This is a genomic window from Streptomyces sp. NBC_00316 (assembly GCF_036158715.1).
Classification (GTDB): Bacteria; Actinomycetota; Actinomycetes; order Streptomycetales; family Streptomycetaceae; genus Streptomyces.
This window is the reverse complement of the sequence record NZ_CP108023.1, coordinates 3,871,955-3,895,403: the sequence shown is the minus strand read 5'-3', so window position 1 is coordinate 3,895,403 and position 23,449 is coordinate 3,871,955. Positions and strand designations below refer to the sequence as shown.

Below are 23,449 nucleotides of genomic sequence, written 5' to 3'. Positions count from 1 at the left end.
CGTGCTACCCGACGACTGTCCAGTTGTCGTTGCCCGCGAGCAGCGCTGCCAGGTCGCCCTTGCCGTTCTGTTCGATCGCGGTGTCGAGCTGCTCGGCCATCTGCGTGTCGTAGACCGGACGCTCGACGCTGCGCAGCACCCCGATCGGGGTCTGGTGCAGCGTGTCGGGGTCGGCGAGCCGGGACAGCGCGAACGCCGTGGTGGGGCTGGCGGCGTGCGCGTCGTGGATCAGGACCTGCGACTCGTTCTCCGCGGTGACCTCGACGACCTTGAGGTCGCCGGTGGCCGGGTCGCGCACGACCCCCTTGGACTGCCCGGCGCCGAAGGTGATCGGCTGTCCGTGCTCGAGCCGGATGACCGCGTTCTCCGCCTGGTCCTTGTCCTTGAGGACCTCGAAGGCGCCGTCGTTGAAGATGTTGCAGTTCTGGTAGATCTCCACCAGGGCCGTGCCCGGGTGGGCCGCGGCCTCGCGCAGCACGCTCGTGAGGTGCTTGCGGTCGGAGTCCACGGTGCGGGCGACGAACGAGGCCTCCGCGCCGAGAGCCAGTGACACCGGGTTGAAGGGGGCGTCGAGCGAGCCCATCGGCGTCGACTTGGTGATCTTGCCGACCTCGGAGGTGGGGGAGTACTGCCCCTTGGTGAGCCCGTAGATCCGGTTGTTGAAGAGCAGGATCTTGAGGTTCACATTGCGGCGCAGGGCGTGGATGAGGTGGTTGCCGCCGATGGACAGCGCGTCGCCGTCTCCTGTGACGACCCAGACGGACAGGTCGCGCCGCGACGAGGCCAGGCCCGTGGCGATGGCCGGGGCGCGGCCGTGGATCGAGTGCATCCCGTATGTGTTCATGTAGTACGGGAACCGGGAGGAGCAGCCGATGCCGGAGACGAAGACGATGTTCTCCTTCGCCAGACCGAGCTCGGGCATGAAGCCCTGCACGGCCGCGAGGACCGCGTAGTCACCGCAACCGGGGCACCAGCGCACTTCCTGGTCGGACTTGAAGTCCTTCATGGACTGCCTGGCCTCGGCCTTGGGCACCAACTGCAGGGCGGGGAGCCCGGTAGGCAGTGCCTGGTCGGTGTTAGGCATCGATGGCCTCCTGGAGAGCTGTGGCGAGCTGCTCGGCCTTGAACGGCATACCGTTGACCTGGTTGTAACTGTGGGCGTCGACCAGGTACTTCGCCCGGACGAGCGTGGCCAGCTGGCCGAGGTTCATCTCCGGGACGACCACCTTGTCGTAACGCTTCAGCACCTCGCCGAGATTCCGCGGGAACGGGTTGAGGTGGCGCAGATGGGCCTGGGCGATCGGCTGCCCCGCTGCGCGCAGCCGGCGGACGGCGGCGGTGATGGGGCCGTACGTGGAGCCCCAGCCCAGGACCAGGGTCCGGGCGCCGGAGGGGTCGTCGACCTCCAGATCGGGGACCTCGATGCCGTCGATCTTGGCCTGGCGGGTGCGGACCATGAAGTCGTGGTTCGCCGGGTCGTACGAGATGTTGCCGGTGCCGTCCTGCTTCTCGATGCCGCCGATGCGGTGTTCGAGACCGGGGGTGCCGGGAACGGCCCACGGGCGGGCCAGCGTCTGCGGGTCGCGCTTGTACGGCCAGAAGACCTCGGTGCCGTCGGCCAGCTCGTGGTTGGGACCGGTGGCGAACTGCACCTGCAGGTCCGGGAGTTCATCGATCTGCGGGATCCGCCACGGCTCCGAGCCGTTGGCCAGATACCCGTCCGACAGCAGGAACACCGGGGTGCGGTACGTCAGTGCGATCCGGGCCGCGTCGAGCGCGGCCTCGAAGCAGTCGGCCGGGGTCTTCGGAGCCACGACCGGCACCGGGGCCTCACCGTTGCGCCCGTACATCGCCTGCAGCAGATCCGCCTGCTCCGTCTTGGTCGGCAACCCCGTCGACGGGCCGCCGCGCTGGATGTCCACGATCAGCAGCGGCAGCTCCAGGGAGACCGCCAGACCGATGGTCTCCGACTTCAGGGCCACACCCGGCCCGGACGTCGTCGTCACCGCCAGCGAGCCGCCGAAGGCCGCGCCGAGCGCGGCACCGATGCCCGCGATCTCGTCCTCCGCCTGGAAGGTGCGGACGCCGAAGTTCTTGTGCTTGCTCAGCTCGTGCAGGATGTCGGAGGCCGGGGTGATCGGATACGAGCCCAGATACAGCGGCAGATCCGCCTGCCGGCTCGCGGCGATCAACCCGTACGACAGCGCCAGATTCCCGGAGATGTTCCGGTACGTACCGGTGGGGAAGGTGTGCGCCGCGGGCGCCACCTCGTAGCTGACCGCGAAGTCCTCGGTCGTCTCCCCGAAATTCCAGCCCGCCCGGAACGCGGCCACGTTCGCCTCGGCGATCTGCGGCTTCTTGGCGAACTTCGACCGCAGGAACGCCTCGGTGCCGTCGGTCGGCCGGTGGTACATCCAGGAGAGCAGCCCGAGCGCGAACATGTTCTTCGAGCGCTCGGCCTCCTTGCGGGAGAGCCCGAACTCCTTCAGCGCCTCGATCGTCAGCGTCGTCAGCGGCACCGGATGGACGTTGTACGCCTGCAGCGACCCGTCCTCCAGCGGACTGGTCTCGTAGCCCACCTTCGCCATCGGGCGCTTGGTGAACTCATCGGTGTTGACGATGATTTCGGCACCGCGCGGCACATCGCCGATGTTCGCCTTCAGCGCCGCGGGGTTCATCGCGACCAGCACGTTCGGGGCATCGCCCGGCGTGAGGATGTCATGGTCGGCGAAGTGCAACTGGAACGACGAGACGCCCGGCAGGGTACCGGCGGGGGCCCGGATCTCGGCCGGGAAGTTCGGCAGCGTCGACAGGTCGTTCCCGAACGACGCCGTCTCCGAGGTGAACCGGTCACCCGTGAGCTGCATACCGTCTCCGGAGTCACCCGCGAAGCGAATGATCACCCGGTCCAGGCGGCGGATCTCTTTCCCGTCGGCACCCGGTTTGTCGGACTGGGGGGCTCGCTGCTCCCCGAGAACAGCCTCACTGGCCTGATCGGCGTCGTTGGCCTCATCGGCCTGGTCGGCTGGGCTACTGACCTGACTGGTCACTGAACTGGACCTCCCTCGGGGCGGCGGCTCGGGACCGTCCGGCCCACCGGCGGTCCCAAAGCCCACCCTACGTCGGTAAGGGTCGCCTTCCTTGGACCGGTCACATACTGGACGCCACTATGAGACGCCTTTTTATTCCGCATTGCCATATTTCGTGAACCCCCCGGGGCTGTCCGTCGGCATGGCCGGCTGTTCACGGGCACTCCTTCCTGGTTCCGGGCCCGCAGCTCCCGGCCATTTTCTGACAGGGTGTCAGGTCGTCAGGAGTTGAGGTAGGTCAGCACGGCCAGAACCCGTCGGTGGTCCCCCTCGCTGGGCGACAGGCCGAGCTTCAGGAAGATGTTGCTGACGTGCTTCTCCACCGCGCCGTCGCTCACCACCAGCTGCTTCGCGACCGCCGAGTTCGTCCGCCCCTCCGCCATCAGGCCGAGCACCTCGCGCTCGCGCGGCGTCAGCCCGGCCAGCACATCCTGCTTACGGCTCCGGCCCAGCAGCTGCGCCACCACCTCAGGGTCCAACGCCGTCCCGCCCTGCGCCACCCGGACCACGGCGTCCACGAACTCACGGACCTCGGCGACCCGGTCCTTCAGCAGGTACCCCACGCCGCGGCTGCTGCCCGCCAGCAACTCGGTGGCGTACCGCTCCTCGACGTACTGTGAGAGGACGAGCACCCCGATGCCCGGGTACTCCTTGCGCAGCCGCACCGCCGCCCGCACGCCCTCATCCGTGTGCGTCGGCGGCATCCGCACATCGGCGACGACGACATCCGGCAGCTCCCCCTGCGCGGCAAGATCACTCACCGTGCTGATCAGCGCCTCGGCGTCCCCCACCCCGGCGACGACGTCGTGCCCGAGATCGGTCAGCAATCGGGTGAGTCCCTCCCGAAGCAGTACCGAATCCTCGGCGATGACCACCCGCACCCTGTCCTCCACCACGACGCTGTATCCCCCACTGCTGCTCTCCGCCGGCGAGTGGCCGGCGACATCCGTCCCCTGGTGCCTCCAGCATCCCAGCATCGGTCCGCGGATGGGGGCTGTGGCGGACGGTCGTGTGCCGGGTGGGGCAGGGGCACGGTCGAGGCGCCCGGACGGACGTCCGGGCGCCTGGAAACCGTGTGTGACTCCACGCATGCTCTGTGTGGTGTCTGTCTCAGCCGCGCCAGGGGAGCTCGGCCGTGACCCTCGTCGGCCCGCCCACCGGGGAGTCGACGACCAGGACACCGTCCACCGCGTCCAGCCGCTCGGTCAGACCGGCGAGACCACTGCCTGCCGCCGGATCCGCACCGCCTCGGCCGTTGTCGGTGACCTGGAGCATCAGCCGGTCCGCGGCCCGCCACACGTCGACCGTCGCGCGCGTCGCGTGCGCATGCTTGCTGACGTTCTGCAGCAGCTCGGAGACGGTGAAGTAGGCGATGCCCTCGATCGCCTGCGCCGGCCGCGACGCCAGATCCACATCGACCGACACCGGGACGGTGCAGCGGGAGGCGACGGCGGACAGTGCGGCGTCGAGGCCGCGGTCGGTGAGGACGGCGGGGTGGATGCCGCGGGCGAGGTCGCGGAGTTCCTGGAGGGCGACCTTGACCTCGCCGTGGGCCTCGTCGACCATGCGGGCGGCGGCTTCCGGGTCCTCGGCGAGCTTCTCCTTCGCCAGCCCCAGATCCATGGCGAGGGCGACGAGGCGGGCCTGGGCGCCGTCGTGCAGGTCCCGCTCGATGCGGCGCAGGTCGGCGGCAGCGGTGTCGACGACCACCCCGCGGTCCGACTCCAGCTCGACGACGCGCGACGCCAGCCGGGACGGTCCCAGCAGCCCGTACACCATCACCCGGTCCACGGACGCCAGACCGCGGATGATCCACGGGGTGAGCAGGACGACCAGAAGGCCGAACACGCAGGTCCCCGCCAGCTCGAAGGGCGAGTCGAGATAGACGTGGTGCGTGGTGTCGCCGTACAGCTGGATGCCGTCGACGCCCGCGTACACCGGGAAGACCCACTGCCACAGCGGGTACGTGAACGCCGCCCACCCGTACGACCAGAACGTCAGCGAGACGCTGAAGGCGAACACCGCCCACGGGAAGTGCAGCAGCGCGTAGAGCAGATGCCGCCAGGACACCCCGCTCTTCAGGACCGCGCCCACCCAGGACATCAGGCCGCCCGTCCGGCTGCGCACCGGCGCCGGGTCCGCCACCTCCAGCCGCAGCAGGCCGCGTGCCCGGGCCCGCTCCATCGTGCCGAAACCGCGGCACATGGCCAGACCGAAGGCGAGGAGCGGGATGCCGAGGAAGGTGATCAGCAGACCCGCGCTCAGTGAGGTCAGGGTGACCGCGAAGCTGAAGAACACCACGCTGATCGGCAGGCTCAGCAGCAGATAGCCGAACTCGCGCCATGTCCTGGCCTCCAGCGGTGCCCGCAGCACCGCCGGGAGGAAGTGCTTCACCGGGGGATGGTTCTCCGGGCCGGCACCGGACCGCCGATGGTCCCGGGTGTCCGGTCCGTATGCCGTGGCCATGGGTGCCATCCGTTTCTTCTGCTCGGCAGTGGTCGTCTCGGCTGTGGTTCGTCTGGAACAGCCCGTGCAGCGGCTGATACATCAAGGGTGCTGTGGTGCGGGGCGCGGCACCATGAGGCCGGTATCCCTCTTCGGCCGGGGGTTTTCCCCACCCCGGACCGCGGCACGGTCCGGGAGAAAGGCCCTAAGCGCGTTTCGCGGCGCCGGCGCCGTCCCGGTCCCGCCAGGGCAGCTCCGCGGTGACCGTCGTCGGCCCGCCGACCGGCGAATCGAGGACGAAGAGCCCGTCGACCGCCCCCAGCCGCTCTGCCAGCCCCGACATCCCCGTGCCACCGTCCATCCGCGCCCCGCCCCGGCCGTCGTCGCTGACCTGGATCAGCAGCCGTTCCCCCGACCGCCACACCTCGACGGACGCCGAACGCGCCCCGCTGTGCTTGCTGACGTTCTGCAGCAGCTCGGAGACGGTGAAGTAGGCGATGCCCTCGATCGCCTCCGCCGGCCGCCCAGGCAGGTCCACACCCACCTGCACCGGGACGGTGCAGCGGGAGGCGACGGCGGACAGTGCGGCGTCGAGGCCGCGGTCGGTGAGGACTGCGGGGTGGATGCCGCGGGCGAGGTCGCGGAGTTCCTGGAGGGCGACCTTGACCTCGCCGTGGGCCTCGTCGACCATGCGGGCGGCGGCTTCCGGGTCCTCGGCCAGCTTCTCCTTCGCCAGACCGAGCCCCATGGCGAGCGCGACCAGGCGGGCCTGGGCGCCGTCGTGCAGGTCCCGCTCGATACGGCGCAGGTCGGCGGCGGCCGTGTCGACGACCACCCCGCGGTCCGACTCCAGCTCGGCGATCCGGCGCTCCAGCTCGTCCGAGGGCGAGAGCAGCCCGCGCGCCATCGCCCGGTCCGCGTTGGTGAGCAGACGCGCGGTGAACGGCAGCACCGGCCACAGGACGAAGAGGCTCACGAGCGTCACCGTGAACGTGAGCACCCCCCAGGGCAGCCGGATGAACGAGTACAGCACCGCCCGCCAGCCCACCGGGTCCTTGAGGCTCGACCACAGCCAGGGGAAGAACCCCTGGTCGCGGTGGACCGGCGCCATCGAGCTCGGCTCGTCGATCCGAACCCCGAGCAGCGCCCTGGCCCGGCCCCGCTCCGCCCTGCCGAGCAGCCGCGCACCCTGCAGCCCGGCGGCGAGCAGTGGCAGACCGATGACCGTGACGGAAAGCCCCACGCCGACACCGATCATGAACACTGTGTAAACAAACCCGGCAATCGCCATCGGCAGATTGGCCAGGAGATACGAGATCTCCTTCCACGTCCACGGATCGAGGGCGATGCGGGCAGGCGGCAACCGGTCGCTGTCGGGCGCCGGGGGACTCATGGTCATGGGCCCAGCCTGCCGGGCCGGACCCGCGCACGCCATGGGGTTCGTAGGTGGGGTGAGGTAGGGATAACCCCCCGATCCCAGACGCGGCTGCTTACCGTCTCTTTAACAGGGCCTAGACTCCCGTGCGTACAGATCGTCGAACAGGTATGAGGGAGCGGAGGGGCGGACGTGGCCTACGTGGCGGACCTGCCGGAATCGACCGTTCTCGCGTCGGACTACTTCCACAGCTACTCGGTGATCGGGCTGCTCGCACTGATCGGCGTGCTGTTCGTGGCCGTCGCCTTCGGGGCCGGACGACTGCTGCGCCCCGTGGTCCCGACACCTGAAAAGCTCCTCACGTACGAGTGCGGCGTGGACCCCGTGGGTGAAGGATGGGCACATACCCAGGTCCGTTATTACGTCTATGCCTTCCTGTACGTGATCTTCGCCGTCGACTCGATCTTCCTCTTTCCATGGGCGACCGTATTCGCCGCGCCCGGATATGGCGCGACGACGCTGGTGGAAATGTTCATCTTCCTCGGTTTCCTGGCCGTGGGACTGCTCTACGCATGGAAGAAGGGCGTCCTCGAATGGACGTGACGAGCCCGCAGACCCCGGAGCCGCAGCCCCGGCCCGAACCGACCCTGCTGCCGGAGCCGAAGCGGCTCGGCGTGCTGTCCCGGCTCGCGCCGGAGCCGATGAAGGTGGTCCTCAACTGGGGGCGCCGCTACAGCCTCTGGGTCTTCAACTTCGGGCTCGCCTGCTGTGCGATCGAATTCATCGCCGCCTCCATGGCCCGGCACGACTTCATCCGGCTCGGCGTGATCCCGTTCGCGCCCGGCCCCCGCCAGGCCGACCTCATGATTGTCTCCGGCACGGTGACGGACAAGATGGCCCCGGCCGTGAAGCGGCTGTACGAGCAGATGCCCGAGCCCAAGTACGTCATCTCCTTCGGTGCCTGCTCGAACTGCGGCGGCCCGTACTGGGACTCGTACTCGGTGACCAAGGGTGTCGACCAGATCATCCCCGTCGACGTCTACGTACCGGGCTGCCCGCCGCGCCCCGAGGCGCTGCTCCAGGGCATCCTCAAGCTGCAGGAGAAGATCGCGCGCGAGTCGCTGGGCGCGCGGTACGCGACGGACGGCGGCAGCCGTCCCTCCACCGCCGCACTGCGCAGCGGTCTGGTTGCGGCCCCGCCGGCACCGGGGGAGGACCGACAGTGACCAGCACGCCTGACAGCACGCCTGCCGACGTCCCGGCCGGCGCCGCCCCCGGCAGCACCCCGGCGGCTGACGCGTACGACAGCCTGCCGGATGCCGTCACCGCACTCTTCGGCGACGAGGCCACGGCGGAGCACGCGTACGACCTGCTGACCGTCGACGTCCCGGCCACCGCTTGGATCACCGCGCTCGAAACGGCCCGCGACCGGCTGGGCTGCACCTACTTCGACTGGCTGAGCGCCGTCGACGAACCGGGCACCGGATTCCGCGTCTGCGCCCACGTGGCCGCCCCGGCACCCGGCACAGTACGGCGACTCCTGATCCGTACGACCGTCCCGCACGACGCTGCCGTTCTTCCCACGGCCGTCGGCGTCTACGCGGGCGCCGCCTGGCACGAGCGCGAGACGCACGAAATGTTCGGCATCGGTTTCGAGGGCCACCCGCACCTGGTGCCGCTGCTGCTGCCCGAGGGCTTCGAGGGCCACCCGCTGCGCAAGGACTTCGTGCTGGCGGCCCGGGTCGCCAAGGCATGGCCGGGTGCCAAGGAGCCGGGTGAGTCCGAACACGGCGGTCCGAAGCGACGCACGATGCTGCCGCCGGGCGTCCCCGACCCGAACGAATGGGGCCCCCTGAAGGGCCAGCTCCCACCTGCCCCGACCCGCCCGGCCCGCGCTGCGAGGGCCGCGGGCGACCGCCCGGTGCGCCGCGCCCGCAGCGTGACCGAGGGCTCGGCGAGCCAGCAGCCGGAGACGCCGGCACCGGCCGCGGGCACGGAGACCCCACCCACGACCGCGACACCACGCCGCGCCCGCAGCGCATCCCAGGGTTCGGCGAGCCAGCAGCCGTCGGCGGAGCCGGCAGCGGCAACGCCGCGGCCCGAGGCGCGCAAGGCGGGGGAGCCGGGCGCGGCGGCGCCGGAGCGGACCGGGCCGGACCCGGCAGCCCCGGAGGCCACGCGGCCTGCGGCCCCCGGCCCGGAGGCGGCAGAGTCCGCGGCTCCCGGCCCGGCAGCCGACGAGTCCGCGGCCTCAGGCCCGGACGTGTCGAAGCCGGCGGCGGAGACCCCGGAGACCGAGGAGCCCACGCCGACGCAGGCGGCGCCGCAGCGCCGTAGTCCGGACGCGCCCTGGCACCACGCGCGCCCCGCCTTCGACGCGCCCGCGGACACCCCCTCCACCGGCTCCGGCACCCCCTCCGACACCTCCGGCCCCGAACCGGGCACCTCTCCGGCCCCTCGGCGTTCGAGGAGCGGGGGTCCGGAGACGGAGCCCCCGGTCCGGGAAGAGGCGAGCAGGGGCGAGGCACCGCACGCGACCCCGGACACCCCCGACACCGCACCGCCCACGGACACCCCGAGGGACACCCGGGACCGGGAACGCCCCGAAACCCCCGACCAGCCCGACACACCCGATCACCCCGCCGGAGGCGATACCGCGTGAACGACGTACTCGACGTCGCCCTCCGGCTCATCATCGTCTTCGCGGTGTTCATGGTCGTCCCGCTCGTCGTGGGCCAGACCGAGCACAAGGTGATGGCGCACATGCAGGGCCGCCTCGGCCCCATGTACGCGGGCGGCTTCCACGGCTGGGCCCAGCTCGTCGCCGACGGGGTGAAGTTCGCCCAGAAGGAAGACATCGTCCCGGCCGACGCCGACAGGCGCATCTTCCAGCTCGCACCGGCCGTCGCCCTCCTTCCGTACCTCCTCGTGCTCGTCGCCATCCCGATCGGCCCCAGCGAGGGCGCCGTCGGGCAGGTGGTCGACGCCGGCATCTTCTTCGTGCTCGCCGTCATGGGCGTCGGTGTGCTCGGCTCGCTGATGGCGGGCTGGGCATCGGCCAACAAGTTCTCCCTCCTCGGCGGGCTCCGCACCGCCGCCCAGCTCCTCGCGTACGAACTGCCGATGCTGCTCGCCGCCGCCTCCGTCGCGATGGCCGCCGGCACCGTCTCCCTCCCCGGCATCGTCAATGCCTTCGAGTGGTGGTGGCTGCCCTGGCAGATCGTCGGCGCCCTGGTCTTCTTCGTGGGCGGCCTCGCCGAGCTGCAACGCCCGCCGTTCGACATGCCGGTCGCCGACTCGGAGATCATCTTCGGCGCGTACACCGAGTACACCGGTCTGCGCTTCGCCCTGTTCCTGCTCGCCGAGTACGCAGGCATCGTCGTCCTGTGCGGACTGACCACCGTCCTCTTCCTCGGCGGCTGGCACGGTCCGCTCGGCGCCGACGGACTCGGCTGGGTCTGGACGCTCCTCAAGACCGCGGTCCTCGCCTTCGTCGTCATCTGGCTGCGGGTGAGCTACCCCCGCCTCCGCGAGGACCAGCTGCAGAAGCTCGCCTGGACCACGCTCATCCCGCTCGCTCTCGCGCAGATCGCGCTCACCGGCATCGTGAAGGTGGCGATCAGCTGATGTCTCCGATTCCCGGCTCCGGCCTGGCCAAGGGCCTGGCCGTCACCCTGCGGACGATGACGAAGAAGACGGTCACCGCGCAGTACCCGGACGTCCAGCCCGAACTTCCGCCGCGCTCCCGCGGCGTCATCGGGCTGTTCGAGGAGAACTGCACGGTCTGCATGCTGTGCGCCCGTGAGTGCCCCGACTGGTGCATCTACATCGACTCCCACAAGGAGACGGTTCCCGCCGCGGCTCCGGGCGGCCGCGAACGCAGCCGCAACGTCCTTGACCGCTTCGCGATCGACTTCTCGCTCTGCATGTACTGCGGCATCTGCATCGAGGTCTGTCCTTTCGACGCGCTGTTCTGGTCGCCGGAGTTCGAGTACGCGGAGACGGACATCCACGACCTCACCCATGAGCGGGACAAGCTCCGTGAGTGGATGTGGACGGTGCCCGAACCGCCCGCGCTCGACCCGGGGGCGGAGGAGCCGAAGGAGATCGCCGCCGCCCGCAAGACGGCGGAGAAACTCGGAGCGCAGCGCGCCCAGGAGGCCCAGGCGGCCCAGCAGGCCGAAGAGGCCCAGGACGCCCCGCAGGCCCAGACCCAGCAAGCAGCCCAGCCGGCTCAGGAAGAAAAGGGGGAGGAGTGACACCCGCAGTCACCGTGGCCACCGCAGCCACGACGGCCGCCACGGCCCACCCCGGCTTCCTCTCCCCGACCGGTGTCGAGACCGCCTTCGTCCTGGTCGGCATCGCCACCCTCGGCGCGGCCCTCGTCACCGTCACGACCAGGCAGCTGGTGCACGCCGCCCTCTGGCTGGTCGTCGCGCTCGGTGGCCTCGCCGTCGAGTACCTCCTGCTCACCGCGGAGTTCATCGCCTGGGTACAGGTACTGATCTACGTCGGTTCCGTGGTCGTCCTCCTTCTCTTCGGGCTGATGCTCACCAAGGCCCCCATCGGCCGCTCCCCGGACGCCGACTCGGGCAACCGCTGGGTGGCCCTCGGCGTGGCGGCCGCCGCCGCGGCCGCCCTCGTCTGGGTCGTCGTGGACGCCTTCCGCGCCACCTGGATCGACCTGGACGGACCGGCCCAGGGCTCCACCGAGGTCACCGGCACGTTCCTCTTCCGGCACTGGGTCCTGCCCTTCGAAGCGCTCTCCGTCCTGCTGCTCGCCGCCCTCGTCGGCGCGATCGTCCTGTCCCGCAAGCGCAGTAAGGAGCAGAGCTGATGCACCTCGCCTATCCCGCCGTGCTCGCCGCCCTCCTCTTCTGCACCGGGCTGTACGGAGTCCTCGCCCGCCGCAACGCGATCCTGGTCCTGATGTCCGTCGAGCTGATGCTCAACGCCGTCAACCTCAACCTGGTCGCCTTCGACGTCTGGCTCCGCGACGCCCTGCACTCCGGCCAGGCCCTCACCCTCTTCACCATCGCCATCGCGGCGGCGGAGATCGGTATCGGCCTGGCGATCGTCCTCGCCGTCTACCGCAACCGCGGCAGCTCGGCCGTCGACCACCTCCGCGACACCGCCGAGACCGACGCCGCCGAAGACCTCCCCGGCGACGGGCCCGGCACCGGCACCGAAGACCAGGCCACTGCTCCGGCAGGGAAGGCAAAGAAGGCAGAGGCCACCGCGTGACCACCACGACCCTCGCCGTCCTCGTTCCCCTCCTTCCGTTCCTCGGCGCCGCAGCCGGTCTGCTCCTCGGCCGCACCGCCCCCGGCTACGTACGCCCCCTCGCCGTCCTCCCCACGCTCGTCGCAGCCGCCCTCGCGGTCGTCGTCGCCGCACGCCAGGGCGGTGGACCGGCCATCGACGCCGCGACCCGGCTCACCCCCACCGGCTCCGTCCCGATCGACCTCGCCCTGCACCTCGACGGCTTCGCCGTCCTCGTCGCCGTCCTGGTCGGACTCGTCGCGACCTGCGTGCAGATCTACTCGACCGCCTACCTGCGCGACGACCCCCGCTACCCCTCGTACGCGGCCCTCGTCTCCCTCTTCACCGCCGCGATGCTCCTGGTCGTCTACTCCGGCGACCTGATGGTGCTGATGGTCGGCTGGGAAGTCATGGGCATCTGCTCGTACTTCCTCGTCGGCCACTACTGGGAGACGCCCGAAGCACGCGCCGCCTCCCTCAAGGCCTTCCTGGTCACCAAGCTCGGCGACGTCCCCTTCCTGATCGGCCTGTTCGCGCTCGCCGCCGACACCGGGACCTTCCGGATCACCGGCATCCTCGGCGCCGTCGCCAACGGCGGCCTGGACCACCCCACCGTCATCGCCCTGCTGCTCCTCGCGGGTGTCGCCGGCAAGTCCGCACAGTTCCCCCTCCACACCTGGCTGCCCGACGCGATGGCCGGCCCGACCCCCGTCTCCGCGCTGATCCACGCGGCCACGATGGTCGCCGCCGGTATCTACTTCGTGGCCCGGCTCCTGCCCGTCTTCGCCGAGTCCGGCGCCGCCCTCGTCGTACTCGCCGTGATGGCAGCGGTCACGATGATCGGCTCGGGACTGGCCGCGCTCGCCCAGGACGACATCAAGCGCGTCCTCGCCTACTCGACGATCGGCCAGCTCGGCTACATGTCCGGGGCACTGGCCGTCGGCGACCGCGGGGCCGCCGTCTTCCACCTCCTCTCGCACGGTGCGTTCAAGGCCGTCCTCTTCCTCGCGGCCGGCGTCGTCATCCACGCCGCCGGAACCAACTCCCTGTCCGCCATGTCACGCATGGGCGGACTGGCGAAGCGCATCCCGGACGCCTACTGGACGATGACCGTCGCCCTCCTCGCCCTTGCCGCCATCCCGCCGTTCGCCGGCTTCTTCTCCAAGGAAGCCGTCCTCGTCGCCGCCGAACACACCGCACTCGGGGAACGGCACGTCGCCCCGGCCGCCGCCGGCTGGACCGTCCTCGTCGCCGGTCTGCTCGCCGCCGTCCTCACCGCCGCGTACGCCACCCGCCTCTGGCTCCTCGCCTTCCGCGGCCGCGGTGCCGAGGCCCCCGACCACGGCAGGCAGCCCGTCGCGATGACCGCCGTGCTCTGGGTGCTCGCCGTCCCCACCATCGGCTTCGGACTGACCGTCGGCGTGATCACCGACTGGTTCGACGGCCACAGCCTCACCCCGTCCGTGACCACCGCCGTCCTCTCCACGGGCGTCGCCCTCGTCGGCGGCCTGGTCACCTACGGAGCGTGGCGCCACACCACGGCCCTCGCCGGCCGCACCTCCGTCGGCGCCGTTGTCGCCCACCCCGACGCCGAGCCCGCACTCGTCGAGGCCGAGGCCATGACCCACCACACCGCCGGCTACGGCGACACCCCGGGTACCCCCGACCCGGCCGACCCGGGCCGTCTGCTGCTCGGCCCGCTGCACCGCCACGCCGCCACCGGTTTCCACCTGGACGCCCTCTACGCGAAGGTGTTCGTCCGCCCCGTCCGGGCCGCGGCGAGCCTCGTCCGCTTCCTGGACCGCGAGGTCGTCGACACCTACGTACGCGGCTCCGGCACCGGCGCACGCTGGCTCGGCACCGCCGTCCGACGCGCCCAGACCGGCAATGTGCAGACCTACCTCAGCGCACTGCTCGCCGGTTCCCTTGTCCTGGCGATCGCCGCCGTCGTTTTTGCCAACGTCAACGCCGGGTCGTGAGCCGTGATCGATATCAGCGAATCCGTGATGCAGTTCCTTCTCGCGTTCATCGTCGTCGGCCCGCTCGTCGGAGCCGTCGCCGCCCTTCTGCCGGCCCCGCCCGGACTGAAGGGAAAGAGCCCTGACCAGGCCGTGCTCCGCCACGGCGTCACCGTCACCGGTGCGATCCTCGTCGCCGCGATCGTGCTGGCCCTCGGCTTCGACCACGACCACCCGTCGAAGATGCAGGCCACCACCGACATCAGCTGGATCCCGGCGCTCGACGTCCGCATCCACCTCGGCATCGACGGCATCTCGCTCCCCCTTCTCGTGCTGACCGCACTGCTGACCTTCCTCTGCGCGGTCTACAGCTACGTCAAAATGCCCGACGGCCCCTCCCCGAAGGCCTTCGTCGCACTCCTTCTCTTCCTCGAGTCCGGCACCCTCGCCACCTTCGCCGTCCTCGACCTGCTGCTGTTCTTCCTGGCGTTCGAGATGGTCCTCATCCCGATGTACTTCCTCATCGCCCGCTGGGGTGGCGCACAGAGGCAGGCAGCCGCCTGGAAATTCATCCTCTACACACTGCTCGGCTCCGTGATCATGCTGCTCGGTCTGCTCCTCATCGGTCTGAACAGCGGCACCTTCGACATGGTGGCACTGGCCACTGACAACGGCCGCGGGCTCACCTCGTCCGTGCAGGTCATCGCCGTTCTCGCGATCGGCATCGGACTCGCCGTCAAGACCCCGATGTGGCCGCTGCACAGCTGGCTGCCCGACGCCCACACCGCAGCGCCCACCGTCGGCTCGGTGCTTCTCGCGGGCGTCCTGCTCAAGATGGGCACCTACGGATTCGTCCGCATCCTGCTCCCCGTCGCCCCCGACGGAATGCACACCTTCGCGCCGTACCTCGCCGCATTCGCCGTCGCCGGGATCATCTACGGATCCCTCGCCTGCCTGGCGCTGGCCCGCCCCGGCTCCAAGGGCGACCTGAAGCGCCTGATCGCGTACTCCTCCGTCGGCCACATGGGATTCGTCCTGCTCGGCATCGCGACCATGACCCCCACCGGCGTCAACGGCGCGCTCTTCGCCAACATCGCCCACGGCCTCATCACCGGCCTGCTGTTCTTCCTGGTCGGCGCGGTCAAGGACCGGTACGGCACCGCCGACCTCGACACTCTCTCCGGCGCCACCGGAGCCGCTCTCTACGGCCGGGCCCCCCGCCTCGGCGGCCTCCTCGCCTTCGCAGCCGTCGCCTCGCTCGGCCTGCCCGGCCTCGCCGGATTCTGGGGCGAGATGCTCACCCTGTTCGGCGCCTTCGACCCGGCGCAGGGCCTCAGCCGCCCCGCCTTCCTCACCTTCATGTCGATCGGGGCGTTCGGCACCCTGCTCACCGCGGCGTACATGCTCATCGTCGTCCGCCGCGTCTGCATGGGCGACAAGCGCGAGGAACCGCACCCGATCCCGGACATCCAGCCGTACGAATTCGCCGCCTGGACCCCGCTCGCCGCTCTCACCGTCCTCGCAGGCCTCTGGCCCGCCGCCCTCCTCGGCCTCACCGACCCGGCCGTGCAGAAGCTCCTCGCAGGAGGCAAGTCGTGACCACCGCGGCCGACAGCACCACCAGCCTCGTCCAGTCCGTCGACTGGCTCGCCATCGCACCCCCCGTGGTCGTCGCGACGGTCGCCCTGGCCATCCTGGTCGCCGACCTGTTCCTCCCCGAGGAACGCAAGCCGCTGCTCGGCTGGGCGACCATCGCCGGACTCGTCGCCTCCCTCGCCCTGCTCGTCCCGCTGCGCGACGGCAACCACGCCACCTTCTGCCTCACCACGGCGACCGGCGGCAACCAGGCCTGCAGCTACACCGCCGACCACTTCGCCCTGATCATCCAGGTCCTGGTCCTCGGCGGCGCCCTGCTCACCGCGCTTCTGTCCTTCGGCGGCACCCGCCGACTCCCCGCGGGCGAGTTCTGGTTCCTGCTGCTGTCGTCCGCAGCCGGGGCCGCACTCCTGCCCGCCGCCCGCGACCTCGCCACCCTCGTCGTCGCCCTCGAAGTCGCCTCCCTGCCGGCCTTCGCACTCGTCGGCATCAAGCGCGACGACCGGCGCTCCTCCGAAGCGGCCCTCAAGTTCTTCCTGTCCTCCGTCGTCGCCACCGCCGTCATGCTCCTCGGCGTCAGCTTCGTCTACGCGGCCACCGGCACCCTCCACCTCACGGAGCTCGCCACCCGCCTCGACGACGTCCCCGGCCCGCTCGCCACCCTCGCCATGACCGGCGTCGCCCTCACCCTCGTCGGCTTCGCCTTCAAGACCGCCGCGGCGCCCTTCCACTTCTGGGTCCCCGACACCTACGTCGGTGCCCCCCTGCCGGTCGCCGCCTACCTCTCGGTCGTCGGCAAGGCGGTCGGCTTCTCCGGCCTCATCCTCGTCACCGTGATCGGCTTCCCGTCGTACGCCGACGTCTGGGGACCCGCCCTCGCCGTCGTCGCCGCGCTCACCATGACCATCGGCAACGTCGCCGCCCTGCGCCAGACCGCCACCCGCGCACGCAGCGCCGTACGCCTGCTCGCCTGGTCGTCCGTCGCCCAGGCCGGCTACCTCCTCGTACCGATCGCCTCAGCCGCCTACACCGGCGACGAACAGATCGGCTCCACCGTCGCGTACGCCCTGATGTACGGCGTCGTGAACCTCGGCGCCTTCGCGGTGGCCGCCCTCGTCGCCCGGACGAAGCCGGACAACCGTCTCTCCGACTACCGCGGCCTCTATGCCACCCGCCCCCTCGCCGCCCTCGCCATGGGCTTCTTCCTGCTCTGCCTGGCCGGCCTCCCGCCGGGCATCGTCGGCCTCTTCGCCAAGGTCACGGTCTTCTCCTCGGCCGTGGACGCCGGACTCGGCTGGCTCGCCGTCGTCATGGCCGTGAACGTCGTGATCGCGCTGTACTACTACCTGCAGTGGACGGCGACGCTGTTCCGCGGACCGGAAGGGCCCGAGGAGGCGTCGGCCCTGGCCGGCGCGGCGGGTACGGCCGGGACCCTGCGCGTCCCCATGGCAGCGCCGGTGTCCCTCACCGCCGCGATCGCGCTCACCGCCGCCGTCGGCATCGTGCTCTCCGGTGCCCCGCAGCTGGTGCTCAGGTTCGCCGGAGTCACCCTCTTCTGACCGCGCCGCCGGCCCGCCCAAGATCCGTTTGCCCCGGGCATGCCACACAGGGCAAGGTCGTGCCCGCACGTCACGCATACGCACACACGGAAGAGGAGCCAGGGCAGTGCTGAACGGGTTCAAGGACTTCATCCTGCGCGGAAACGTCATCTCCATGGCTGTCGGACTCGCCGTCGGAGCCGCGTTCACCGCAGTCGTCGCCGGATTCAGCACCGCCTTCATCACACCGCTGATCGGCCTCGCCACCGGATCCGTCGGCGACTTCAGCGCCGCACAGTTCTCCGTCGAAGGCGCCATCTTCCCGTACGGAAAGTTCCTCGCCGCCGCCATCGCCTTCCTGATCACCGCCGCGGTGCTCTACTTCTGCGTAGTCGTCCCGATGACCAAGGTCCAGAACCGCTTCACGGCCAACAAGGACCAGAAGGTCGACATCAAGGCCGCCCTGCGCGACTGCCCGCGCTGCTACACGGAGATCCCGGCCATCGCCTCCCGCTGCGCCCACTGCACCAGCGAGATCGAGCCCGACCCCCAGGCCGTCGCGCTCGCCGGCCTCCCCGCCCAGCGCTGACCCGTCCCGGCCCTTCCACCCGTACGGCCCAGTGCCTGCTCCGGCCCGCAAAGCCGGACAGGCCGCCGTACAAGGCATGCCCCCGGCTGCGCGCACAAGGGAACTAGCGCTCCTCGCCTGGCGTTGACCAGTTCAGGAGGCTCCACTGGGGAGTGGAGCATCACCAGCAAAGGGTTCCCCTGCTGCACCACTTGGAGGGCGTACCGTGCACCGCCGGCACAACGGGCTGAGAACCGCCGTACTCCTCGGGGGCCTTTCAGCACTCATCATCGTCATCGGCAGCTTCTTCGGACGCACCGGCCTGATCGTCGCCCTTCTCGTAGCACTCGGCACGAACGCCTACGCGTACTGGAACAGCGACAGGCTGGCGTTGAGAGCCATGCGCGCGCGCCCGGTCAGTGAATTCGAGGCGCCGCACCTCTACCGCATCGTCCGCGAGCTCTCGACCGCGGCCCGACAGCCCATGCCGCGGCTCTACATCTCCCCGACCCCGGCGCCCAACGCCTTCGCCACGGGACGCAACCCCCGCAACGCCGCGGTGTGCTGCACCGAAGGCATCCTGCAGATCCTGGACGAACGCGAACTGCGCGGCGTCCTCGGCCACGAGCTCAGCCATGTCTACAACCGCGACATCCTGATCGCGTCGGTGGCCGGAGCGCTCGCCTCCGTCGTCATGTTCCTGGTGAACTTCGCCTGGCTGATCCCCGTGGGCCGGTCCAACGACGACGAAGGCCCCGGCATCCTCGGCATGCTGCTGATCATGATCCTGGGCCCCCTCGCGGCCACCGTCATCCAGCTTGCCGTCAGCCGCTCCCGCGAATACGAAGCAGACGCCTCGGGCGCCCAGCTGACCGGCGACCCACTGGCCCTCGCCAGCGCCTTGCGCAAACTCGAGGCCGGAACGCAACAGCTCCCCCTGCCGCCCGAACCGAAGATCGAAACCGCGAGCCACATGATGATCGCGAACCCGTTCCGCCGCGGCCAGGGCCTGTCGAGAATGTTCTCCACACACCCGCCCATGGCGGAGCGCATCGCCCGACTCGAGCAGATGGCAGGTCGTCGACCATGAAGACAATCCTGAACGTCATATGGCTGGTGCTGTGCGGCTTCTGGATGTTCCTCGCCTACATAGCCGCAGGCATCCTGCTCTGCATCACCATCATCGGTATCCCGTTCGGCCTCGCGGCCTTCCGCATCGGCCTCTACGCCCTCTGGCCCTTCGGCCACACCGTCGTCGACCGCCCGGACGCCGGTGCACCCTCCTGCGTCGGCAACGTCCTCTGGCTCATCCTTGCCGGCTGGTGGCTCGCCCTCGGCCACATCACCACCGGCATCGCCCTCTGCCTGACCATCATCGGGATCCCTCTCGGCATCGCCAACTTCAAGCTGATCCCGGTTTCCCTGATGCCCCTGGGCAAGCAGATCGTCAGCACGGACCAGCCGTTCGCCGGACGGTGACGCGCCACGGGCCGGGCGCAGAAGAGGCCGGGGGAGCGAAGCCGGGCCCGCGTCGCCGCAGACCGCTCCGCAGGGCCTCCACCGGCTCGTTGTCAGTGCCGTCGTCCACCATGAACCCATGGACGACACGGAGCAGTTGCTGACAGCCGTCGAGAAGTCGGCCCACGCCACCCCGCGCTGGGAGAGGTACCCCCTTCCGGCAGCGCTGTCCGCCGAGGACATCGCCCACGCCGAGGCGGCCCTAGGCTTCCCCCTGCCGCCCCTGCTCACCGCCCTCTACACCCGCATCGCCAACGGCGGCTTCGGCCCGGAATACGGGCTACTGCCCCTCACCGGCGGACTCGCCCCCGACGGGGAACAGTCCGTGATCGCCCAGTACCTCGCCCACCGCCGGCCTGCGAGCGAGGACGGGCAGTGGCCGTGGCCGGAAGGCGTACTGCCGATATGCAGCCTCGGCTGCGGCATGTACAGCTGTGTGGACTGCCGCAACGACCGCACCACCGTCCTCCTCCACGAACCCAACGCCGACGACCCGCACCACGCCTGGTACGTCGACCAGCCCGATCTCGCCAGCTGGCTGCGCACCTGGCTCGACGGAACGGGCTGGTACGGCGAGGACTCCGACGACGAAGCGCTGGAGATGCAACCCTGGCCGGATTACAACGCCCGCATATGAACCACCTGTGACCTGCCGCTCCTTCTGCCCGATCGGCAACCGCCCGGACCCGTGCGACGTCTTGGATTACATAACCAGGCGAAGGGCAGGTTCCACGGCATGAGCATCATCGGTTGGATCATTCTCGGACTGCTGGCCGGAGCGATCGCCAAGATCCTGCTTCCCGGCCGCGACCCGGGTGGGGTGGTCGGCACCACCGTCATCGGCATCATCGGCGCCTTCATCGGTGGCTGGATATCGTCGCGCTTCCTCGACCGGCCCATCTCGAACGACTTCTACGACACCGCGACGTGGATCTCCGCCATCGGCGGCTCGCTGGTCCTGCTCATCGTCTACCGGCTGCTCTTCGGCAACTCCCGGGAACGTCATTGACGTCCGCCCGCACCCGAACCGCCCAACCCGGTCTCGCGCAACGTCACATTGAGCCGGCCACGGCTCAGACCCGTCGCAGGATCGGCCGTCCTCGGGCGGACCCTCGGCACACCATGAAACGCAAAGCGTGACGGCCCGCCGAACACGAACAGATCGCCCGAGGCCAGCTCCACATCCGTGTACGGCCGTCCACGGCCCTCCGTATTGCCGAAGCGGAAGACGCACGTGTCACCGACGCTCAGCGACACGATCGGGGCGGCGGACCGCTCCTCCTTGTCCTGATGCATGCCCATCCTCGCCGCACCGTCATAGAAATTGACCGCTGCGGCGTCCGGCGCATACGACCCGGCCGGGTACGCGTCCCCGTACGCCTCGACCAGTGCCGCCCGCCCCAACTCCGCCAGCCACTCCGGAAAGTCGGCAACCCGGGCACCGTTCACGTCGTCCGCCGTACGCGCATAGCGATACGGCTGCCAGTGCCAGCCGACGCTCACCGACTGCACGGACATCACCCCACCGCCGGGCAGCACCGTGTGCCGCAGCGGTACGGGCCCTTGCGCCCATCCCCGGCACGCCTCGACCAGTTCCCGCTGACGGTCCACCGACAGCCAATCCGGCACATGCACCGCACCCGGTGCGACAACGGCCCGCGGTCTGGGGAAGAGCCCGAACATTCGCCACACCGCCATTCGGTCCAGACAGCCTTTTCAGAGCGCGTACCCGTCGAGCACGCCGCCCCTCAGCGGCCCATCAGGGCGCCTTCCAGCCCCAGGAGCCGCTCCTTGCGCTCCAGACCGCCCGCATAGCCCCGCAACGCCCCGTCCGCACCGATCACCCGGTGGCACGGGCGCACCACCAGCAGCGGATTGCGCCCGATCGCCGTGCCCACAGCCCGCACCCCTGCCCCCGGGGTACCGATCCGCTCGGCGATCTGTCCGTACGACACCGTCTCCCCGTACGGAATGGTGTCCAGCGCGCCCCAGACCCGGCGCTGGAACTCCGTGCCCAGCCCCTCCACGTACGGGATGTCGAACCGGGTCAGCCGGCCCTCGAAGTACGCCCGCAGCTGGGCCGCGATTTCGGCGAAGGACTCCGGCGCGTGGATCCAGCCCTCCCGGACGACCGCGGCACCCTTCTGGCCCGGCAAGGAGAGCGAGGCGAGCGCCACACCGGCCGCCGTCCCGTCGGCGCCGGCGGATGATTCCTCGCCGACCAGCAGCAGATCGCCCAGCGGGCTGTCCACCGTCGCGTACAAGGTCATCGGGGTCCCTCTCTTCTCCGTACCGGCGACGCATGACCGAGCCGAATGAATCGCTCGAATCGCCTGATTTCGTCGTCCTGCACGGACAAGTCTGCGCCTGGCCCGCCCCACACGACCGGCGGTATTCGGACCTCACATCCGAGGTGCGGGGCGGACGGCCGGACAACCTACCGGTAGTTCACGAACTGCACGGCGAAGTCGAAGTCCTGGCCCTTCAGCAGCGCCTGCACGGCCTGCAGATCGTCCCGGCTCTTCGAGCTGACCCGCAGCTCGTCGCCCTGGACCTGCGCCTTGACGCCCTTCGGGCCCTCATCGCGAATGATCTTCGCCACCTTCTTGGCGTTCTCCTGGGAGATGCCTTCCTCGATCGTGGCGAAGATCTTGTACTCCTTGCCGGACAGTTGCGGCTCGCCCGCGTCCAGCGACTTCAGCGAGATGCCCCGCTTGATCAGCTTGGACTGGAAGATGTCGAGGATCGCCTTCACGCGCTCCTCGCCGTTCGCCTCCATGAGGATCTTCTCGCCGGACCAGGAGATCGAGGCACCCGTGCCCTTGAAGTCGTAGCGCTGCGAGATCTCCTTGGCGGCCTGGTTGAGGGCGTTGTCGACCTCCTGCCGCTCGACCTTCGAGACGATGTCGAAACTGGAGTCGGCCATGACGTGTGGCTCCTTGCGTCGTATGCGGTGGGGTACGGAGCAAAGCCTAGCCACCGCCGACCGCCCCGGGCGCGGCTCAATGAGGTGGCGGAGCACCCTTGGTCATCAGGTATTGTTTACGTCGTCGCCAAGGAGCTCCTCAAACGGACTTCCGCGGCGTCGTTCGAGGCGGTGTGCCCGAGTGGCCAAAGGGAGCAGACTGTAAATCTGCCGGCTCAGCCTACCCAGGTTCGAACCCTGGCGCCGCCACACGAACAAAGGGTCTGTGACCAGCGGAAACGTTGGTCACAGACCCTTTCGCTTTGAGTGAGGCCCGATAGCTCGTTATAGGGCTTTGTCTCACCTTGTCGCGTCAGATGTCGCGTCAGATGTCGCGTGGTGACCAGCCTGTGTGGGGCAGGCGTGGGGCAGCGTTCAGTGGGCTACCTTCCGCCCCGCAGCGTTGCTTCGATCCGAGCGTTCGCCGTCGCCGCGGCGCCATCCAGACACTTGGCGTAGACGCGGAACAGTACGGCCACGCTGTGGCCGGCGCGTTGCTGCAGCTCGCAGTCCTCGACGCAAAGCCCGATCACTTCGGCCGGGGCCGGGCAGCCGCGTAGTACATGCACCCGAAGAACGCCACCAGGCGGCGGCCCCTGGCGCTTTGCGTCCGCACGGCATCGACCAGCGCGAGAGCCTGTCGAGGGTCAGGCACGGTCGCGGGGTCCAACTCCTCTTCCACCTGCTGCTCAGGTGCCTTCCACTGGACCTGGGGGAGAGGGTTCTGGGGCAGAAGCCCGGCGTCGACCGCGTAGCCGGCGCGTTGTGGAAGATCGCTCGCTCCCTGCGAATGGTCGAAGCGGATGCCGTGGCGCGCCGCGACCACAGCCACGGCGGCCATGAGTCCGGCCAGTGGCAGGAACGCTGTGAACCGGTGGGGGATCAGGACTTGGTCGACCAGGTTCTTGAAGAGCCACACCGACGCGACTTCACCCGCGGACCCCGCGATGAGGAGGACGACACTCGTGGCGAGCCGGTACCGGTCGGGGCGTGCCCACGGCCAGAAGCGGCGGAACGCGTCGGCCGAAGACACGGTCGCCGCAAGGGGCACTGGACTGTCCTCGGCTGCCGGGGCCACGGGCTTGATGTGAGCCGAGTCGGCGGGTGCCGCGTCCGCCAAGCGGGGTCACCTTCT

At 69.9% G+C, this 23,449-nt stretch carries 24 protein-coding genes and 1 tRNA gene; 16 read left to right on the top strand and 9 right to left on the bottom strand.

Translation table 11 applies throughout. The features are described from left to right. Positions 1 to 4: 4 nt before the first annotated feature. The 5 genes from OG878_RS17290 to OG878_RS17270 form a co-directional block, all read right to left on the bottom strand. Positions 5 to 1,084, bottom strand: a complete 1,080-nt coding sequence (locus OG878_RS17290) for a 2-oxoacid:ferredoxin oxidoreductase subunit beta (protein ID WP_328887608.1) — start codon at positions 1,082 to 1,084, stop codon at positions 5 to 7. Then, positions 1,077 to 3,050, bottom strand: a complete 1,974-nt coding sequence (locus OG878_RS17285; RefSeq protein WP_328887607.1) for a 2-oxoacid:acceptor oxidoreductase subunit alpha — start codon at positions 3,048 to 3,050, stop codon at positions 1,077 to 1,079. Before OG878_RS17285 ends, OG878_RS17290 begins: the two co-directional genes overlap by 8 nt. A gap of 260 nt (positions 3,051 to 3,310) precedes the next feature. Continuing rightward, a complete protein-coding gene (locus OG878_RS17280) occupies positions 3,311 to 3,970 on the bottom strand; it encodes a response regulator transcription factor (RefSeq protein ID WP_328891276.1) in 660 nt (219 codons plus the stop codon). Positions 3,971 to 4,199: 229 nt separating this feature from the next. Beyond that, entirely contained in the window at positions 4,200 to 5,555 is a 1,356-nt protein-coding gene (locus tag OG878_RS17275; RefSeq protein ID WP_328887606.1) for a sensor histidine kinase, read from the bottom strand. Between the two features lie 184 nt (positions 5,556 to 5,739). After that, positions 5,740 to 6,933, bottom strand: a complete 1,194-nt coding sequence (locus OG878_RS17270) for a sensor histidine kinase (RefSeq protein ID WP_328887605.1) — start codon at positions 6,931 to 6,933, stop codon at positions 5,740 to 5,742. Between the two features lie 177 nt (positions 6,934 to 7,110). Between OG878_RS17270 and OG878_RS17265 the strand changes: the two genes are divergently transcribed. The 15 genes from OG878_RS17265 to OG878_RS17195 all read left to right on the top strand — a co-directional run bounded on the left by OG878_RS17265 (position 7,111) and on the right by OG878_RS17195 (position 20,358). Next, a complete protein-coding gene (locus OG878_RS17265) occupies positions 7,111 to 7,512 on the top strand; it encodes an NADH-quinone oxidoreductase subunit A (protein WP_277329788.1) in 402 nt (133 codons plus the stop codon). Further along, the gene (locus OG878_RS17260; protein ID WP_328887604.1) at positions 7,503 to 8,135 is read left to right on the top strand and encodes an NADH-quinone oxidoreductase subunit B; all 633 of its coding nucleotides are present in this window, start codon (positions 7,503 to 7,505) and stop codon (positions 8,133 to 8,135) included. Before OG878_RS17265 ends, OG878_RS17260 begins: the two co-directional genes overlap by 10 nt. After that, on the top strand, positions 8,132 to 9,571 hold the full coding sequence (locus tag OG878_RS17255) for an NADH-quinone oxidoreductase subunit C (RefSeq protein WP_443049124.1): 1,440 nt from the start codon (positions 8,132 to 8,134) through the stop codon (positions 9,569 to 9,571). Before OG878_RS17260 ends, OG878_RS17255 begins: the two co-directional genes overlap by 4 nt. Next, the gene (locus OG878_RS17250; RefSeq protein ID WP_328887603.1) at positions 9,568 to 10,536 is read left to right on the top strand and encodes a complex I subunit 1/NuoH family protein; all 969 of its coding nucleotides are present in this window, start codon (positions 9,568 to 9,570) and stop codon (positions 10,534 to 10,536) included. Before OG878_RS17255 ends, OG878_RS17250 begins: the two co-directional genes overlap by 4 nt. Beyond that, positions 10,536 to 11,168 (top strand): NuoI/complex I 23 kDa subunit family protein, encoded by a 633-nt coding sequence (locus OG878_RS17245; protein WP_328887602.1) that lies wholly within the window; start codon positions 10,536 to 10,538, stop codon positions 11,166 to 11,168. Before OG878_RS17250 ends, OG878_RS17245 begins: the two co-directional genes overlap by 1 nt. Next, positions 11,165 to 11,746: an NADH-quinone oxidoreductase subunit J family protein gene (locus OG878_RS17240; RefSeq protein WP_328887601.1), complete on the top strand. Its 582-nt coding sequence runs from the start codon at positions 11,165 to 11,167 to the stop codon at positions 11,744 to 11,746. Before OG878_RS17245 ends, OG878_RS17240 begins: the two co-directional genes overlap by 4 nt. Then, on the top strand, positions 11,746 to 12,153 hold the full coding sequence (gene nuoK / locus OG878_RS17235; RefSeq protein ID WP_328887600.1) for an NADH-quinone oxidoreductase subunit NuoK: 408 nt from the start codon (positions 11,746 to 11,748) through the stop codon (positions 12,151 to 12,153). Before OG878_RS17240 ends, nuoK begins: the two co-directional genes overlap by 1 nt. After that, the gene (locus tag OG878_RS17230; protein WP_328887599.1) at positions 12,150 to 14,150 is read left to right on the top strand and encodes an NADH-quinone oxidoreductase subunit 5 family protein; all 2,001 of its coding nucleotides are present in this window, start codon (positions 12,150 to 12,152) and stop codon (positions 14,148 to 14,150) included. Before nuoK ends, OG878_RS17230 begins: the two co-directional genes overlap by 4 nt. Positions 14,151 to 14,177: 27 nt before the next feature. Further along, positions 14,178 to 15,728 carry a complex I subunit 4 family protein gene (locus OG878_RS17225; protein WP_328891274.1) on the top strand — a complete coding sequence of 517 codons (1,551 nt, stop codon included), beginning with the start codon at positions 14,178 to 14,180 and terminating at the stop codon, positions 15,726 to 15,728. Next, positions 15,725 to 17,284, top strand: coding sequence for an NADH-quinone oxidoreductase subunit N (locus OG878_RS17220; RefSeq protein WP_328887598.1), 1,560 nt, complete (start codon positions 15,725 to 15,727; stop codon positions 17,282 to 17,284). Before OG878_RS17225 ends, OG878_RS17220 begins: the two co-directional genes overlap by 4 nt. Positions 17,285 to 17,390: 106 nt before the next feature. After that, positions 17,391 to 17,852, top strand: a complete 462-nt coding sequence (locus OG878_RS17215) for a large conductance mechanosensitive channel protein MscL (protein WP_328887597.1) — start codon at positions 17,391 to 17,393, stop codon at positions 17,850 to 17,852. A gap of 205 nt (positions 17,853 to 18,057) precedes the next feature. Beyond that, complete coding sequence (gene htpX, locus OG878_RS17210) at positions 18,058 to 18,921, top strand: zinc metalloprotease HtpX (protein ID WP_328887596.1); 864 nt, start codon at positions 18,058 to 18,060, stop codon at positions 18,919 to 18,921. Further along, positions 18,918 to 19,310 (top strand): YccF domain-containing protein, encoded by a 393-nt coding sequence (locus tag OG878_RS17205; protein ID WP_328887595.1) that lies wholly within the window; start codon positions 18,918 to 18,920, stop codon positions 19,308 to 19,310. Before htpX ends, OG878_RS17205 begins: the two co-directional genes overlap by 4 nt. A 118-nt stretch (positions 19,311 to 19,428) precedes the next feature. After that, entirely contained in the window at positions 19,429 to 19,986 is a 558-nt protein-coding gene (locus tag OG878_RS17200; RefSeq protein ID WP_328887594.1) for an SMI1/KNR4 family protein, read from the top strand. A gap of 99 nt (positions 19,987 to 20,085) precedes the next feature. Further along, positions 20,086 to 20,358, top strand: coding sequence for a GlsB/YeaQ/YmgE family stress response membrane protein (locus tag OG878_RS17195; RefSeq protein ID WP_328887593.1), 273 nt, complete (start codon positions 20,086 to 20,088; stop codon positions 20,356 to 20,358). Here OG878_RS17195 and OG878_RS17190 read toward each other — a convergent pair. The 3 genes from OG878_RS17190 to OG878_RS17180 all read right to left on the bottom strand — a co-directional run bounded on the left by OG878_RS17190 (position 20,352) and on the right by OG878_RS17180 (position 22,275). Beyond that, entirely contained in the window at positions 20,352 to 21,032 is a 681-nt protein-coding gene (locus tag OG878_RS17190) for an alpha-ketoglutarate-dependent dioxygenase AlkB family protein (protein WP_328887592.1), read from the bottom strand. The two genes, OG878_RS17195 and OG878_RS17190, sit on opposite strands and share 7 nt — an antisense overlap. A gap of 65 nt (positions 21,033 to 21,097) precedes the next feature. Next, complete coding sequence (locus OG878_RS17185; RefSeq protein ID WP_328887591.1) at positions 21,098 to 21,619, bottom strand: methylated-DNA--[protein]-cysteine S-methyltransferase; 522 nt, start codon at positions 21,617 to 21,619, stop codon at positions 21,098 to 21,100. Between the two features lie 167 nt (positions 21,620 to 21,786). Beyond that, entirely contained in the window at positions 21,787 to 22,275 is a 489-nt protein-coding gene (locus OG878_RS17180; RefSeq protein ID WP_030926258.1) for a YajQ family cyclic di-GMP-binding protein, read from the bottom strand. 167 nt (positions 22,276 to 22,442) lie between these two features. Here OG878_RS17180 and OG878_RS17175 point away from each other — a divergent pair. Further along, a tRNA-Tyr gene (locus OG878_RS17175) sits at positions 22,443 to 22,524 on the top strand. Between the two features lie 319 nt (positions 22,525 to 22,843). Here the strand turns inward: OG878_RS17175 and OG878_RS17170 are convergent. After that, positions 22,844 to 23,434, bottom strand: coding sequence for a hypothetical protein (locus OG878_RS17170; protein ID WP_328887590.1), 591 nt, complete (start codon positions 23,432 to 23,434; stop codon positions 22,844 to 22,846). Positions 23,435 to 23,449: the final 15 nt, after the last annotated feature.

Coding starts and splice junctions, on each gene's coding strand:
- OG878_RS17290 (WP_328887608.1), bottom strand. CDS start 1,084: ATGCCTAACACCGACCAGGCACTGCCTACCGGGCTCCCCGCCCTGCAG.
- OG878_RS17260 (WP_328887604.1), top strand. CDS start 7,503: ATGGACGTGACGAGCCCGCAGACCCCGGAGCCGCAGCCCCGGCCCGAA.
- OG878_RS17205 (WP_328887595.1), top strand. CDS start 18,918: ATGAAGACAATCCTGAACGTCATATGGCTGGTGCTGTGCGGCTTCTGG.
- OG878_RS17195 (WP_328887593.1), top strand. CDS start 20,086: ATGAGCATCATCGGTTGGATCATTCTCGGACTGCTGGCCGGAGCGATC.
- OG878_RS17270 (WP_328887605.1), bottom strand. CDS start 6,933: ATGACCATGAGTCCCCCGGCGCCCGACAGCGACCGGTTGCCGCCTGCC.
- OG878_RS17200 (WP_328887594.1), top strand. CDS start 19,429: ATGGACGACACGGAGCAGTTGCTGACAGCCGTCGAGAAGTCGGCCCAC.
- OG878_RS17245 (WP_328887602.1), top strand. CDS start 10,536: ATGTCTCCGATTCCCGGCTCCGGCCTGGCCAAGGGCCTGGCCGTCACC.
- OG878_RS17275 (WP_328887606.1), bottom strand. CDS start 5,555: ATGGCCACGGCATACGGACCGGACACCCGGGACCATCGGCGGTCCGGT.
- nuoK (WP_328887600.1), top strand. CDS start 11,746: ATGCACCTCGCCTATCCCGCCGTGCTCGCCGCCCTCCTCTTCTGCACC.
- OG878_RS17225 (WP_328891274.1), top strand. CDS start 14,178: ATGCAGTTCCTTCTCGCGTTCATCGTCGTCGGCCCGCTCGTCGGAGCC.
- OG878_RS17180 (WP_030926258.1), bottom strand. CDS start 22,275: ATGGCCGACTCCAGTTTCGACATCGTCTCGAAGGTCGAGCGGCAGGAG.
- OG878_RS17185 (WP_328887591.1), bottom strand. CDS start 21,619: ATGACCTTGTACGCGACGGTGGACAGCCCGCTGGGCGATCTGCTGCTG.
- OG878_RS17190 (WP_328887592.1), bottom strand. CDS start 21,032: ATGTTCGGGCTCTTCCCCAGACCGCGGGCCGTTGTCGCACCGGGTGCG.